This window comes from Bacillus sp. S71 (assembly GCF_016625265.1).
Classification (GTDB): Bacteria; Bacillota; Bacilli; order Bacillales; family Bacillaceae_G; genus Bacillus_A; species Bacillus_A cereus.
This window is the reverse complement of sequence record NZ_JACVUW010000011.1, coordinates 76,445-91,846: the sequence shown is the minus strand read 5'-3', so window position 1 is coordinate 91,846 and position 15,402 is coordinate 76,445. Positions and strand designations below refer to the sequence as shown.

Here is a 15,402-nt window from a genome sequence, read left to right as displayed (position 1 = left end):
ATCTTTTGACGTTTTTCATCGTTTAATGAATTACACCTTGTCATTATAAGAATAATACATAGTAAGAAAAGTATTCGTTTCTTCATCCATCTACCCTCCTATCTCTTTAGTAAATAAACTCCAATTCGGTTTACACCCTGACTTTGTACTTTTCAACATATTTTTCCTTCACGAAACTTTGTTATCCCCTTCTTAAAAAGCTATAAAACGTCAACAATGTTTGTATAGACCCACACGACTTTCGTTTGATACTCTATTTATAGAAAGAATTCCTTTAAAGAAAGGTGAGTGATTAAAATGGATACTCTTTCTCATAAAGAAGCTGATAAAGGTGCTATTGTCAGCATTATGGCCTACATATTTTTATCCTCTATGAAAATCATCATCAGTTATATTACCCTCTCTAGTGCATTACGTGCTGACGGTTTAAATAACTTAACGGATATCGGTGCTTCTTTAGCGATATTAATTGGTCTAAAAATATCTCGTAAACCTCGTGACCCAGATCATCCGTATGGGCATTCGCGGGCCGAACAAATCGCATCACTTGTTGCGTCCTTCATTATGGCAACAGTCGGATTAGAAGTTGTTATTAGTGCCATTCAATCTTTCTTAAATCCGAAACAAGCAGCACCTAATGTACTCGCTGCATGGGTTGCTTTATTTTCTGCTGTCGTTATGTACTGCGTGTATTTGTATACGAAAAAAATTGCAGCACGAACAAAAAGTAAATCATTAGAAGCCGCTGCAAAGGATAATTTATCAGATGCACTCGTAAGTATTGGTACTGTAGTAGGTATTGTCGGTTCTCAGTTCCAAATGCCTATTTTAGACCCTATTGCCGCTTTAATTGTTGGTCTTATTATTTGTAAAACTGCATGGGAGATTTTCGTAGAATCATCTCATATGCTAACAGATGGAATTGATCCTGATAAAATGGAAGAATACGCTGATGCTATTGAGCATATTGGCGGTGTGGAAAACATTGTAGATATTCGAGCACGTATGTACGGGAATCAAACGTACGTTGATATTACAATTGAAGTAGATGCTCGTATGGATGTTGGAGAAAGTCACTGTATTACTGACAATATCGAGGCTATGCTTCGCAAAAAGTTTGGAATTTACCATGCACACATTCATGTTGAGCCAATGAAAAAAGAACCTATTATGACATAGGTTCTTTTTTTATGAACGTTTTATGAAATATAACACATAAAACGAGCCAGCTACCGCCAGCTGCCCATCCTGCTAATACGTCAGATGGATAGTGCACGCCAAGATATATTCGGCTAACTGAAATAGATAATACAACAAAGCTTGCTATAAGAATAATTAATAATTTTTTATGCAACGAAATACGATCTTCAGTAATTGTGACGTATGCAATAAATCCTAAAAAAGCAGTAGCATTCATCGTATGACCGCTCGGAAAACTATATCCAGTCGCAGTAACAAGCTGCGTGACATCAGGTCTTGCTCGTTCGTACCATAGTTTAAGCATACTGTTTAAATAACGAGATCCGTAGTAATTAATTGTTAGAAGTAACGCACTAAGCAACTTTTTTCTAACGAGAAAATACATTACAAGAATAATGAGTAATGGAAAATATATTCTTTTGGAACCGATAAAAGACACCCAAGTAAAATAGGTCGTCAAATAATCGTTTCGAAAGCTTTGAATAAAATGTGCGACTATATTGTCAAAATTCTCAATACAAGCGGTATGATACGAAAGTGATAATACGACAAAACAAATGAGTAACGTAAAACTTAGCAAGTATAAATGTCGATATCGTTTCACATACATAACCTCACTATGCAAAAAAATGGAGCGGTTGTTTTAGTTTTCCTCTCCATTTCTTTTTTATGCATAGTTTATTAAAAAATATAATTATTAATTTTTTGCTTCATCTCAGGGATATCTTCTCTTGTTACGGTAAAACGAATCACCTTCTCATCAAGATCAAGCGCCTCAGCGAATAATCCAGCTAAACCACGGGATTTTCTATCTACTTCCATAATAATTTCTAGTCTGTCGTATGCACATGGCAAGATTAATAATTCTAATTCATCTAATTTCCCATAATGCTCTCCAGAAACCGGAATAAACTCAAATTCTTGTGCGAATGGAACTTGCTTACGTAATCGATGCGGTAATTCTTCACATTCTATATGACGTGCTTTAAACCCTAATTCATTTACACTATCTAAAACACTACTTAATAATGCATTGGGTAACACTTGAACGTAGTCGCGGTCACTTGGGTCTATACTACGTTTAATATCAAGACCTGTATGAATCCAAACCGTTTTCATACCAAGTGTAAGTGGTGCTTCAATTGGCATTGGAAAAGAAAATGGAATTTCAACTTTTTCATTCGGTTCTACAGAAAAAGGTTCTGTTAAGCGTACTCGCTCTAAATCATATGTTGCTGTTACTTTTTTATCATCCACTTCTCGTACATACGACGTCGATAATGTTAAGTAAATGCTTTCAATTTGTTGGCTAACTGAACCTCCAGTTATATGAACCTTTCCAACTATTTCTTCCCCAACAATATACTCATCTTTTTCAAGAACAGTATCTACCTTTGCACTTCCAATACCAACGCTTGCTAAAAACTTTTGAAACATGGAGTCTCCATCCTCTCTAAAGCAGAAGCTACATCTTGTTTTAAATCTTGTACATTCTCATAGTACGGCGTTTTTATTTGTAACATTCTCATAAGAATTTCGCGATTATAATTTTCCAAAGTTAATTCTTCGTACCATGGTTTTTCCTGTTTTTCATTAGATTCATATCCTGCATATAATAAAAATAATGAGAAATGACCGAGCGCATAAAAGTCGCTACGAAAGTGAACTTCTCGCATCAAAGCTTGTTCACCTTCGTAAGTTGTAGCTCGCTCATCATCCTCACCTTTCCATTTAGCCAATCCAAAATCAATAATACTAATTTGATTTTCTTTCATTAGTATGTTTGGAATGCGTAAATCTCGATGAATAATGCCTTCACTATGAAACACCGATACAATTTCTAATATTTCATATAAAATCTCAAAAACTTCACGTTCTGTATATACATACCCATCTATGAAAATATAATCTTCAAAATTTTTACCAGGCATGTACTCCATCACAAAGAAGCTCTTTTTCTCCCATATGAAATGATCATATAGACTAGGAATTGCATGATGATTTAATGTTTGTAAAATCATTTTCTCTTGTTCAAATGATTTTCTACCAGACTCATATCTTTGTTTACTTTGTCTTAATTGTTTTAAGACTTTATATCTATTTATTTGTAAATCATTAACGACATATGTAACCCCATAACTGCCCATTCCAATTACTGATTCAATTTTATAACGTTCTGCAACAATTGTATTTTTTCGCAGTGGTCTATCAAATAAAGCTAGTACACGACGCCATTTCATCAGCTACTTGAAAAGAAGCTACGGCTTTTACGTTTTCTTTTATAATGTTGATGTCCATAACCAGATGAACGTCGTTTATAATCGCTACTTGAATAAGAGCGCCCTCTACGACGATAATCACTACTTGAATACGAACGATATTTTTTCTTTCCTAATAAAGAATCAATAATTTTTTTGAACATTCCTTCACCTCTTGAGTAAAATTTCCTTTTCATTATACCAATAATTATTGACTATATTTGTGACAGGTTTGTAAAGAGTAAAAAACGACGAGTTATGCCCGTCGTTACTTTCATTCATCCTCTTCATCAAAAACTTCATCAATCATACATTTCTCTAATAAATACTCAAATGTAATATCTGCGAGATCTTCAATTTCTTCTCGTTTTGGGACGTACCCTCTTTCAATTAGTTGCTCATAAAAAAACTCCGCAATCTCTTCCGTATCAATCACGACTTCAATTTCCTTCATGAGCATCACTCCTTTATTTCTGTTTTATGAAAAAATCTCAAAATTATGTATATGAGATTAGAAAAATAGATTTTATTTTTTTATAGGTCATAAGCTTTGGACGAGATGCATACGATTGTAGTACAAGCTATTCAAAGGGGGAAATAATAATGGAAAATCAATATGAAGTAGGACAAACAAAAGAAGAGTTCATGCATGAAGATCAATGGGCAGACTCTCTTATAAAGTGGCTTTTTATTTTTTTAATAGTTGTAGGCATACCTTATACTGCATATGTTGTTGTTCAATTTATTCTCTCTTTCTAGTTAACTATTTTTTCTCTGTCAATTTAACTAAATAATTATGAACAACATCCATTACAATTTTATATTCTTCATCTTTAAATGTATCGAACAATAATTGATAATCGTTATAAATATCAAGTAACCCATCAATGATTTCTTGACGATTCGTCTTAACACTCACTTTTTTCGAGTTGTTAATTGACTTTAACTTACCTAAATCTAATTTATTCATACCTGCTTTATCTTGTTTCAGTTTCTTCAAAATTGCATTTGCCGTTTGAGCATTCGCAAGTAACGTTAAATCTGACTCATCCGCTTCTAACCATTCACCATCCGTAATCCGTGACAATTCATAAATTGTATCTTCCCATGCGTCATTCTTATATCTCCATACTTCTGTACGAAAACCAACAATACGGAAAACATCTTTATCATATCCAGTTACTTGCACAAGATCACCAAACGTGAAATTATAATTTAATTCAATCCACTCCGTATCGCCCTTTTTCATATCTTGCTCTGTAACGTGCTGCAATGTTTGCTCTACGTAAAATCCATCGTGATTATTGACTTCGTATACATAAACTCCATCTAAAACCTTCATATTTGTGATTTTCCCAACGGTTCCATATAGCGTAATCACGACTATGTCCCCTACGTTGTATTTAGGTTGTTTTTTTCTTGCCATCTCTATCTCTCCTTTTTTTGACGTCGTGATTTTGATATCAGTATATGCAACCTACATAAAAACGCTTATCACAGAAGCTTATATTCATAAATTTTTTCAATAAAAATTATAATCTTATAAAATTTACGTTACACTCAAAAAAAAGCTAGTAACTAGACTAGCTTTAAATCAACAAATTTCGTATAAAAAAACATACAGAATACTTCACTTTACACAAAGTAATGTATTCTGTATGTTTTCAAATAGTTTTTATCTATCTTGTATGTATAAATCCCAGGCTTCATCAAATATAGACATACTTTCTAGCATTCCGCTCAACTCTAAGTATGAACTAATTTCATCATAGTCTTCAGATTGCTTCGGAAAACTTAAATCATCATACATCGCCTCTGCTAAATCTGAAATTTCATTTCTAAATAAAGCTGCACGATGCTTCATCATATAATGGTAAAATGTCTTTTTCAAAAATATTCCCTACCTTTCTAACTTGGGTACATTATACAAGGCAAAAAAGAAAAAAACCAGCATAAAAGCTGGTTAAAAGTCGAAATAATTTCTTTTTAATAGACGCGGTCTTCCCATTAATTCTTCATATGTTAGTTGTTTTGGTAAATCTTTCGTATAAATTAAAAATAATTGATCTTCAATTTCTTTTACTGTATGGTCTGATTGATAGTCCATCCCGCACGAGGAACAAGAAATACATGGTGTCTTTTGGATTTCAATGGCTTTCGTACCATCTGGTAATTCCCAATATACAGTATTCAAGCTTTCTTTCGCTTCTGTACTGTCACACCACATACAATTCATACTGCATCACCCTCAGTTTTTTTGTCGTTTTCTTCTAATTTAGCCATTTGTGCTTGATATTTTTTATCTTTTAATTGATCACGCTTATCACGTTTATCTTTTAAAGATGCATGCGTATCATTATCTTCATAGTCTTTACGACGGTTCATACGCTGTAAGTCGTCTGGAACGAGGTTAAATTTCTTATCGCTCATAAGACCTGCGATACCAACATCTGAACGTTTTTCTTCGTAGTTCGGATAAATCTCTTTAAAGTATCCTTCCGCTCTTCCTGGAATATAGCTCTCTGGCTCTGGATACGTCGTAATAACACCTTCAAAGTTACGAAGTACAACTTTATCTGCACTTTGTGAGATTAAATAGTTTGGTTGAAGTGCAATTTTACCGCCTCCACCTGGCGCATCAACAACGAATGTCGGAACAGCATAACCAGATGTGTGTCCACGTAAACCTTCAATAATTTCAAGACCTTTAGATACTGGTGCACGGAAGTGACCGATACCTTCAGATAAATCACATTGATAAATGTAATATGGACGTACACGGATTTTTACTAAGTCATGCATAAGTTTTTTCATAATTGGGACGCTGTCGTTAATACCAGCTAAAATTACTGCTTGGTTTCCGACTGGAACACCAGCATTCGCTAACATTTCACATGCCTTTTTCGATTCTTCAGTAATTTCAATAGATGTATTGAAATGTGTATTTAACCATACTGGATGGTATTTTTTAATAATGTTACATAAATTTTCTGTAATACGTTGTGGGAATACTACTGGTGCTCTCGTTCCGATACGAATAATCTCAACATGCGGAATCTCTCGTAAATTTTTTAATACATATTCTAAAATTTTATCGTTAATTAGAAGTCCATCACCACCGGAGATTAATACATCTCGTACTTGTGGTGTTTCACTAATATAAGCAATCGCATCATCTAATTGTTTCTTCGGTACACCCATTCCAATTTGTCCACTAAAACGACGGCGTGTACAGTAACGACAATACATAGAACATTGATTTGTTACTAAGAATAGTACACGGTCCGGATAACGATGTGTTAGCCCTGGAACTGGTGAATCTTCATCTTCGTGAAGCGGATCTTCTAAATCATATTTTGTTTTATATAACTCTTCCGAAATCGGTACTGATTGCATCCGAATCGGACAGCGTGGATCATCAGGATTCATTAGCCAAGCATAGTACGGTGTAATGTTTAACGGGATCGTTTTCGTTGAAATTTTAACGCCCTCTTCTTCTTCAGGTGTTAAGTTAATTACTTTTCTTAAGTCATCTAACGTTTTGATCGTATTCGTTAATTGCCAAACCCAATCATTCCATTGCTCTTCAGTAACATCTTTCCATAATTCGATATCCTTCCAGTGACGATTTGGTTTGTATACATCATGTAACATTGCTATTCCCCCTTTTTATACGCTCATCCTTTATATAAGCAATAGTTATGCCAACTTTACATTGTTGATAAGTAAATGTGCGGAGAACCCTATTACATAAGCGAAAAAATATTTTTAAGCGTTGTATGAAATCAATACTTAACATCATATTCATTACTTTTTATATATGTAAACGCTCTTTTATTCGTGCAAACACACAAAAACCGCCGATTATTCGGCGGTTTTGTCGTACTTGCTCAGTTTATATTGAAGCGTTTGACGAGGGATACCTAACATTTTTGCGGCTTGTAATATATTCCCTTCCGTTTCAATCAACGCTTGATCTATTAATTCTTTTTCTGTTTGATGAAGTGCTTCTCTAAGTGGCATTATACCCTTCTTCTTCGAAAAATTCTCTTTCCGAAATGTACGTGGTAAACAATTGGCTGTTAATGTATTCCCTTCTGCAATAATAACAGCATGTTCAATCGTATGTTTTAACTCTCGGACATTTCCAGGCCACTGATAAGCTTGCAGTCTATCTTTCGCTTCCTCATCAATTTGAAGTACACCTTTTTTATAACTTTTATTATATTCTTTCAAAAAATAAGATGCTAATAATAGTACATCCTCAGTTCTTTCACGAAGCGGTGGGATATATAATGAAAATACGTTTAAGCGATAATATAAATCAGTGCGAATTTTATTCTCTCGTAAACATATTTCTGGAGGCTGGTTCATTGCGGTAATAACACGAACATCTACTTTTCTCGTCTTATTATCACCAATTCTTCTAATGACTCCATCTTCTAACACTCGTAACATTTTTGCCTGCAAATCAAGAGGCATTGAATTCAGTTCATCTAAAAATAATGTACCACCATCAACAAGTTCAAATAGCCCAGCTCTTTCAATCGCTCCTGTATAGCTTCCTTTTGTCGTTCCAAACAATAAACTTTCTAATAGCGACTCTGGTAAAGCTGCACAGTTTTGTGCAATAAATGGCTTGTTTTTTCTTTTAGAAGCTTCATGAATTGCTTGCACGAACAGTTCTTTTCCTGTTCCTGTTTCACCATATATTAAAACATTTGCGTCTGTTGGTGCTACTTTTTGTGCTAACTCTTTCGTCTGTTTAAACCGCGTATCATTTGTCACTATCGTCTCAAATGCAGCATGCTTTTTAATCACTTTTTTTCTAGATGATCGCTTTATTTTCGACTGTAAGTCAACAATTGTGTCAGTAAGTTTTTGAATTGTAGAGTAATCCTTTGCAATTTCAACAGCCCCAGCAATATTCCCATCTATAAAAATAGGTAACGTCGTATTTACTGTACAAACATCTTCACCATTTAAATTTTGATAATGCTGTGCTTGATGTACGATAGGTTTTTTTGTATCTAGTACTTTCATCAATGTACTCGTTTCCCTTGATAAAGACGGGAACGCTTCTAACAGATGTTTCCCTAACACTTTTTCAATCTTCGATCCATCGTGTTTTGCAGCTACAGAATTATAAAATATTGTAATTCCATTCTCATCTACAGCGTGTATAGCCTCATCAATACTGCCCAAAATCGCTTCAATGACTTCTTGTGTCGAAACTGCTAGCAATGTCATCCCCCCTCTTGCCGAAAATCCAGCAATTACATGCCGAATTTTCGGCACACCTATGTGCGATTGTAAGCATGACGATTCCGTTCTATAATTTTGACCAATTTTATATTTTCATTAGATAACTCGAAACTCTAATTAGTACAGCTTTTCGAACACCCAGCTCCACCTAACTGTTTTGCTTTACAGCCGAATTTTGAGGCGGAAGTTTTACTGCTTTCGAATAACTAGAAAGATCTTTCGCCCATATATTCATATCTTCCAACTTATCGAAAATGTAGCAATTATTCGCCAGTCTTCCTGTATACGTATAACCTAATTGATGAAAGGCAGCATTCATTCCGAAAGAAAGCGATCGAGCAATTGTATAGGAGCAGAAAATAGATCTTTCTCGAAGCTCTTCCTCTAATTTAATTAGTAAACTTTTCATAAATCCATGTTTACGATATTCAGGTAAAGTAGCACAATTCGTTAACTCTGCATTCCCTTCTTTTATATTCATTTCTGCAGATGCTGTACTAATAATTTTCCCCTCATATTCATATACGTAGTAAATTGTATCGTCTTCTTTCATCGTCTGTAATACATAACTCGCTTCATTTAAAGGTGTCGGATACACTTCAAATACTTTTCCGAATACAGTTGCTAATTCTTCTGCATCTTCTTCAGTCGCTTTTCTCAGCAAAAATTTCTCTGGAACTACTTTTTCTTTTATTTCTTTTCCTTTTACACCGCTTAATATAGTATCTTCCTCAGTCCAATGCATACTATTTCGTCTTTCATCATTATTATATTTCACAAAAAAGTATGCATCTTGTCCTTGAAAATAATGAGGTATCGTTGCTTCCAACAAAAAACCGAAAGAGAGCCATGTTGAAACATGCTCTCCCTTTCCTTTAATAATACATTTAGTGAAAGAATGTTCCTCTGCTAGTTCGTCAATTGTCTGTATAATACTTTCAACATTTCCTGTATAGTGATCTACCCGAATACGCTTATTAAAATAATCTAAAACGCCTTCTACTGTATAACAATTCGTCTGTTCTCTAAAAGATTCATAGTATTTCATTTTTTCACCTCACACCAATCTAGTAATGTACATGCAATAATTTTTGCGGCAGCTATCATTTTATCAACTTCTATATATTCGTTTGGATAGTGTGCTACTTTCGTCTCTCCTGGACCAAATACTATTGTTGGTACGTTTGCAATTTGTGTAAATAAACCTCCATCAGTCCCCCACGGAGATGCTTCAATAATTGGTTCGTTCCCTTCGATTTCAACAAAGTTGTGATGAAGTGTTGTAATGAGTTCATGATTCTCTTCTAATTCACCAGGAACCCATCTCGCTCCAAACCACTCTACTTCTACTGGATTTTCAACAAACCAATTGTCCACATCATTTAATTCAACAATCCAATTCTCAAACTCTTCTTTTGCCGCCTCTATAGTCTCATTCGGCGCAACACCGCATCTTCCTTCTAAAATTAATTCATCTGGAACAGAACTTGGCCAACTCCCTCCTTCAATTTTCCCAATATTAATTGGAATTGGAATCGGAATCCCTTTAAATAACGGATCTGTAATTCGACTATTTCTTTTCTCCTCTAGCTTTCTTACATGTTCTATAACAAACATACTTTTTTCAATTGCACTAACCCCTTCATAACGCGTTCCACCGTGTGCAGCTTTCCCTTTTACACGTAAACGAAACCACATGGAACCTTGTTGTTTCGGGAAAAACTTCATATTAGTAGGCTCTGGAATAATGACACCATCTGCCTTATATCCTCGTAATATAGTTGCTAATGTCCCTGCTCCGCCACTTTCCTCTTCTATTACACTTTGAAAATAGATGTCTCCTTTTAATTCAATGCTAGATTCAATAATCGCTTCCATCGCAAGCATGAGTGCGACATTTCCACCTTTCATATCCGTCGTTCCACGGCCATATATACGATTTCCTATCTTCTCACCGCTATAAGGATGATGTTCCCACTGATTCACATCCCCTTCTGGAACTACATCAATATGCCCATTTAATATCATAGATTTCCCGTCGCCACTTCCTTTTAAAGTTGCTACAATATTTGGGCTATCTGAAAAACTTGTACGGGGTGATACAAAATAAGGATGATCTTTCATTTTAGAAAAAGAAGGCTCCCATATATCGAGGTCTAAACCTAATTCACGTAATTTTTCAATCACAATCGCCTGCGCACCGCTTTCATCACCAGATACGCTCTTTTCTTGAATTAATCGTTTTAAAAATTTCACACTTTCCTCTTCATGGCTCTCAATATAATCACAAACTTGCTTTTTTAATTGCTCCATATATTACATCTCCCTTCATTCAATTACTAGTAAGTTAGAACTAATTTGAAAATCAGCTTCTGTATGTCGTTTTATATCTTCTACTGTGTATGGGCTCATTAATTCTTGTAATATAAGTCCACTCGGAGTTACCTCCATGACCGCCATATCAGTAATAATTAAATCTACACATTTCTTTGAAGTTAATGGCAATGTACACTCTGAAATAATTTTTGCATTTCCGTACTTATCAACATGATTCATCACAACAACGACCCGCTTCGCTTTTTGTGCTAAATCCATTGCTCCACCAATACCTGGAACACGTTTTCCAGGTACAATCCAGTTTGCTAAATCACCGTTTTCACTTACTTGTAATGAACCAAGAATCGTTATGTCTAGCAAACCTTTTCGAATCATACCAAACGCTGTACAACTATCGAAATAACTCGCTCCTGTTATAAGAGAAGTTGGTAAACCTGCCGCGTTACACAAATTTTCGTCTTCATTCCCTTTACTTGGCGTTGGTCCCATACCGACGATTCCATTTTCCGCATGAAACATAACATTTATATCGTTAGGCAAATGATTTGGTACAAGCGATGGTATGCCAATACCTAAATTTACAATCATGCCATTTTGTATTTCTTTCGCCGCTCGCCTAGCAATCTTATCCCTCACTTCTACGCCCATACCCATTTCCAGTTCACTCCTTCCGACGGTACAATATAATTTACGAAAACACCTGGAACGACAATTTCCTCTGGATCTAAACTTCCAAGCGGGACTATTTCTTCTGCTTCTACAATTGTTATATCCCCAGCCATCGCTACGTGAGGATTCATATTTCGTGCACTTTTGTCAAATACAAGGTTACCAAACGGATCTGCCTTTTTCGCATATACAATTGAAACTTCAGCAGTTAATGCTGTTTCAACTAAGTAGGTCTTACCATTCATTTCAACTGTTCGTTTTCCCTCTTCCACAATCGTATCAACACCAACATCAACTAAAACACCACCAAGACCAACGCCACCAGCGCGAATGCGCTCTGCTAATGTTCCCTGCGGAGAAAACTCAATTTGTAATCTTCCCTCGTTTAGTTGCCTTCCTGCATTTGGGTTGGAGCCAATATGAGAAGTAATTAGTGATTTAACTCTTTCATTTGTAACAAGACGACCGATACCTACATCAGGGAATCCAGTGTCATTTCCAATCAAATTTAAATTTGTAACGCCTTTTTCTAAAATTGCCTGTATTAAAGATGGAGGGGATCCAATCCCTCCAAATCCCCCAAACATTAATGTCATATCATCATGGAACAAAGAAATTACTTCCTCAATTTCTTTTAATTTACCGAATGTATTTGTAATAGTTGTCATGCGATACTATGCCCTCCTTTTTGCATCATCTCTTCCACACTTTTAGAGAAAATTGAAAGTAATTCATCTAACTCGGAATATGTAGTTGTCATTGGCGGTGCTACAAGCAGTGCACTATCTTCTTTTCCTGCTTGCCCTGAAACTGCTTGGTATAAAAGTAGGCCATTTTTAGCTGCAACTGAAATAAGCTCCGACGCTTTTGTAAACGGTTGCAATTCTACTCCGATTAGCAACCCTTTTCCGCGCACATCAGCAATGATTGTCGATTGTTGCTGAACTTTCTGTAAGCCTTTTATTAAATACTCTCCCTTTTCTGCTGTTTTTTCAGGGAGATTATGTTTCTCCATATATTCAATAACAGCTAAAGCCGTTGCTGCAGACAATGGATTGGCACTTAACGTATGACCGCTCATTACTGAACGTGACCCACGTAATATTGGTTCCATAACACGATCACTTACAACTGTCGCTGCCATCGGTGTATATCCCGCTCCTAACCCTTTACCAAGTGTCATGATATCCGGTTCTACACCCCAATGCTCCATTGCAAACCATGCTCCAGTACGACCAAGCCCAGTCATCACTTCATCCGCAATAAATAAAATATCGTAATGGTCGCAAATATCTTTAATGACTTTATAATAGTCTTTCGGCGGAACAACCGCGCCTCCAGCTGCTCCGATAATCGGCTCAGCAATAAAAGCAGCAATATGCTCTGCACCAATTCTTTCAATTGATCTTTCTAGTTCAGTCGCACATGCCAGCTGACAAGTTGGATATACCTTTTGAACAGGGCATCTGAAACAATATGGAGCTGGTATAGTCGGATAATCTTCCAAAATAGATACGAAACGTTGTCTACGTAGTGGGTGACCAGACATCGATAACGCACCCATCGTAATACCGTGATAACTCATCCATCTTGATAATATTTTATGTTTCCCTTGAATACCTCGCTCTTGAAAATGCTGAATTGCAATTTTCATAGCTGTTTCATTTGCTTCCGTACCACTATTTACAAAGAAACTCCAGTTCAAATCTCCTACACTTAAATCACTTAACTTCTTTGCTAATTTTTCAGCTGGTTCACTCGTAAACTGTGATCTATAAACAAAAGCAATCTCCTCAGCTTGCTTTTTAATAACGTCTGCAATCTCCTTTACGCCATGCCCAATACCTGCCGTAATTGCTCCTGACGAACCATCAAAATATTTATTACCATTTTGATCATACAAATAAACACCTTTTCCATGTGAAATCATTGGATACGGCTGACCAACAAGTGGTTTAATTAAGTAATCGCGCATAGCGCTCCCCCATTTCTCCAATTTGTATATATATATGAAGAAAATTGACGTTTCTTTCATAAAAAAGAATCCTCTGCAAAAGCAGTGAATTTATCAAAAAACTATTATAAAATATACAAATGAGTGCTTAAAAATATTTATAAAACAGAAAATTCAGAACTCAAAGCGAAGACCAACCCTTTTCTATACGCCCAAATAACCCTCCCTTTTATATGAAATGACTACATCACCAAATGTTTTTATAGCATAATGCCAGCTGCCCTTAAATGCCGACATTCTGTACACTTCGACGGAACTCCCGTTAAACTCCTTCCTATTATCCTACTTTAAATTGCATATTTTAAAACAAATTTCGACACCCACCTTACTAATCAATTCAGATTTCTATTCATTATGTAAACTTTTCAGTTTTAAACTATAAAAAAAGAACCGATTAACCACACTAATCAGTTCGTCATGACGCTCTCTTATGGGTTAATACTGTCAATTGCTAAAATAAATAGAAAAATGAAGTTTACAAATTCATCCTACAGCCTATAACACAAAACCTTTTCATAACTTCATTCACAATTACTATCGGGATATCCCTATCCCGAAGTGGCACTCCTTTCCTCAGATTCAAAGTATCTTTCCTTTATAATTTATGTAGGACAATTATCACTTTGTATGTGTATTTGCCTATAATTAAAAAAATCCCTAGTTTTCTAGCGATTTTTGGACATGTATTCAATATGTTAATTGAAATGCACTTTCAAATTGGCATTTATTTTACTTTCGTACAGTCATATGTACTGCTTTACTCTGTGAAATTCTCGTAAGCACCAGCACCTCTTTATGAAAACATATTTGTTGTCAATTTTTAATTTTCCCTTTATAAAATCATTTTTTTTGCATAACCGCTTTCTTGCTTCGCATATAGTTTTAATGATGACAAAGGAGGAATGTTCATGTCTCAATCTGAAATCGAAAAATATGGACAAGAAGTTACACAATACGAACAGCTCGCACGTTATTATCAGTTTCGTAACCCTAAAAAATATATAGAATTATATATGAAATATTACGATGCACTATCAAAACTTGTACAGGCGTATGAAACAAGAGACTCACAAGAAGCTGCTTTACCGTCACATATAAGAATTTTTCATGCCGATCCAAATATACCAGCGGTTGACATTTTAGTAAACGGACAAAAAGTTATTAAAAATATTTCATTTAAGCAATTCAGCCCTTATTTATCATTAGTGCAAGGTAAATACCGTATAGATATTGTTCCTGTCGGAAATGAAACTCCAATCTTTTCAGCGTTGGTACCAATAATGGGAAATCATACTTATACTCTTGCTGCAATAAATAGTGATAATCACCTACAATTACAACCTATACTTGATAATACACATTTACCAGCTGGTCAAGCTAAAATACGCTTTGCACATTTCTCTCCAGATACCCCTGTTGTAAATGTAGATTTAAAAGATGGAGATCATTTATTTGAAAATGTACTCTTTAAACAAATAACAGATTTTTTACAAGTTAGCCCTGGTACAGCAGATATTGAAATTTCACTCGCAGATAATAAAAACGTTTTATTGACTATACCGAAATTCAATGTTGAACCAAATGTTATTTATACAATTTCAATAGTAGGTTATTCAACTAAAGATCCTAAATTAGAAGCCGTTATACTTACAAATTAAA

18 protein-coding genes are annotated in these 15,402 nt (G+C 35.2%); 3 read left to right on the top strand and 15 right to left on the bottom strand.

The window, feature by feature from the left end:
• Positions 1-297: 297 nt before the first annotated feature.
• The gene (locus IBT51_RS21200) at positions 298-1,179 is read left to right on the top strand and encodes a cation diffusion facilitator family transporter (protein ID WP_000380385.1); all 882 of its coding nucleotides are present in this window, start codon (positions 298-300) and stop codon (positions 1,177-1,179) included.
• On the opposite strand, the gene IBT51_RS21195 is transcribed toward IBT51_RS21200, so the two are convergent.
• The 5 genes from IBT51_RS21195 to IBT51_RS21175 form a co-directional block, all read right to left on the bottom strand.
• Positions 1,169-1,804, bottom strand: a complete 636-nt coding sequence (locus tag IBT51_RS21195) for a phosphatase PAP2 family protein (RefSeq protein ID WP_000833369.1) — start codon at positions 1,802-1,804, stop codon at positions 1,169-1,171. The two genes, IBT51_RS21200 and IBT51_RS21195, sit on opposite strands and share 11 nt — an antisense overlap.
• A 77-nt stretch (positions 1,805-1,881) precedes the next feature.
• Positions 1,882-2,637: a sporulation protein gene (locus IBT51_RS21190; protein WP_029442235.1), complete on the bottom strand. Its 756-nt coding sequence runs from the start codon at positions 2,635-2,637 to the stop codon at positions 1,882-1,884.
• Positions 2,619-3,440 (bottom strand): serine/threonine protein kinase, encoded by an 822-nt coding sequence (locus IBT51_RS21185; protein WP_029442234.1) that lies wholly within the window; start codon positions 3,438-3,440, stop codon positions 2,619-2,621. The genes IBT51_RS21190 and IBT51_RS21185 overlap by 19 nt, the downstream gene beginning before the upstream one ends.
• Positions 3,440-3,622 carry a hypothetical protein gene (locus IBT51_RS21180; RefSeq protein ID WP_000473371.1) on the bottom strand — a complete coding sequence of 61 codons (183 nt, stop codon included), beginning with the start codon at positions 3,620-3,622 and terminating at the stop codon, positions 3,440-3,442. Before IBT51_RS21180 ends, IBT51_RS21185 begins: the two co-directional genes overlap by 1 nt.
• 110 nt (positions 3,623-3,732) lie before the next feature.
• On the bottom strand, positions 3,733-3,912 hold the full coding sequence (locus IBT51_RS21175) for a YozD family protein (RefSeq protein WP_000658451.1): 180 nt from the start codon (positions 3,910-3,912) through the stop codon (positions 3,733-3,735).
• A 149-nt stretch (positions 3,913-4,061) separates the two neighbouring features.
• On the opposite strand from IBT51_RS21175, the gene IBT51_RS21170 reads away from it, so the two are divergent.
• Entirely contained in the window at positions 4,062-4,217 is a 156-nt protein-coding gene (locus IBT51_RS21170; RefSeq protein WP_000431486.1) for a DUF3930 family protein, read from the top strand.
• A 4-nt stretch (positions 4,218-4,221) separates the two neighbouring features.
• Here IBT51_RS21170 and IBT51_RS21165 read toward each other — a convergent pair whose 3' ends face one another.
• The 10 genes from IBT51_RS21165 to IBT51_RS21120 form a co-directional block, all read right to left on the bottom strand.
• Positions 4,222-4,884 carry a hypothetical protein gene (locus IBT51_RS21165; RefSeq protein WP_000101498.1) on the bottom strand — a complete coding sequence of 221 codons (663 nt, stop codon included), beginning with the start codon at positions 4,882-4,884 and terminating at the stop codon, positions 4,222-4,224.
• Positions 4,885-5,133: 249 nt separating this feature from the next.
• Positions 5,134-5,349 (bottom strand): YozE family protein, encoded by a 216-nt coding sequence (locus IBT51_RS21160; RefSeq protein WP_000750717.1) that lies wholly within the window; start codon positions 5,347-5,349, stop codon positions 5,134-5,136.
• 72 nt (positions 5,350-5,421) lie between these two features.
• On the bottom strand, positions 5,422-5,694 hold the full coding sequence (locus tag IBT51_RS21155; protein ID WP_000995766.1) for a YokU family protein: 273 nt from the start codon (positions 5,692-5,694) through the stop codon (positions 5,422-5,424).
• Positions 5,691-7,112, bottom strand: coding sequence for a lysine 2,3-aminomutase (gene kamA / locus IBT51_RS21150; protein WP_000902145.1), 1,422 nt, complete (start codon positions 7,110-7,112; stop codon positions 5,691-5,693). Before kamA ends, IBT51_RS21155 begins: the two co-directional genes overlap by 4 nt.
• A gap of 210 nt (positions 7,113-7,322) precedes the next feature.
• Entirely contained in the window at positions 7,323-8,708 is a 1,386-nt protein-coding gene (rocR, locus tag IBT51_RS21145) for an arginine utilization transcriptional regulator RocR (RefSeq protein WP_023521852.1), read from the bottom strand.
• A 163-nt stretch (positions 8,709-8,871) separates the two neighbouring features.
• Positions 8,872-9,771: a putative beta-lysine N-acetyltransferase gene (gene ablB / locus IBT51_RS21140; protein WP_200458580.1), complete on the bottom strand. Its 900-nt coding sequence runs from the start codon at positions 9,769-9,771 to the stop codon at positions 8,872-8,874.
• Positions 9,768-11,036 carry a peptidase gene (locus IBT51_RS21135; RefSeq protein ID WP_000436691.1) on the bottom strand — a complete coding sequence of 423 codons (1,269 nt, stop codon included), beginning with the start codon at positions 11,034-11,036 and terminating at the stop codon, positions 9,768-9,770. The genes ablB and IBT51_RS21135 overlap by 4 nt, the downstream gene beginning before the upstream one ends.
• Before the next feature lie 15 nt (positions 11,037-11,051).
• A complete protein-coding gene (locus IBT51_RS21130) occupies positions 11,052-11,714 on the bottom strand; it encodes a CoA transferase subunit B (protein WP_053564592.1) in 663 nt (220 codons plus the stop codon).
• On the bottom strand, positions 11,699-12,397 hold the full coding sequence (gene atoD, locus IBT51_RS21125) for an acetate CoA-transferase subunit alpha (protein WP_000208107.1): 699 nt from the start codon (positions 12,395-12,397) through the stop codon (positions 11,699-11,701). The genes IBT51_RS21130 and atoD overlap by 16 nt, the downstream gene beginning before the upstream one ends.
• The gene (locus tag IBT51_RS21120; RefSeq protein ID WP_001205877.1) at positions 12,394-13,704 is read right to left on the bottom strand and encodes an aspartate aminotransferase family protein; all 1,311 of its coding nucleotides are present in this window, start codon (positions 13,702-13,704) and stop codon (positions 12,394-12,396) included. Before IBT51_RS21120 ends, atoD begins: the two co-directional genes overlap by 4 nt.
• Positions 13,705-14,651: 947 nt before the next feature.
• On the opposite strand from IBT51_RS21120, the gene IBT51_RS21115 reads away from it, so the two are divergent.
• Positions 14,652-15,401, top strand: a complete 750-nt coding sequence (locus IBT51_RS21115) for a DUF4397 domain-containing protein (protein ID WP_000083284.1) — start codon at positions 14,652-14,654, stop codon at positions 15,399-15,401.
• Position 15,402 lies beyond the last annotated feature (1 nt).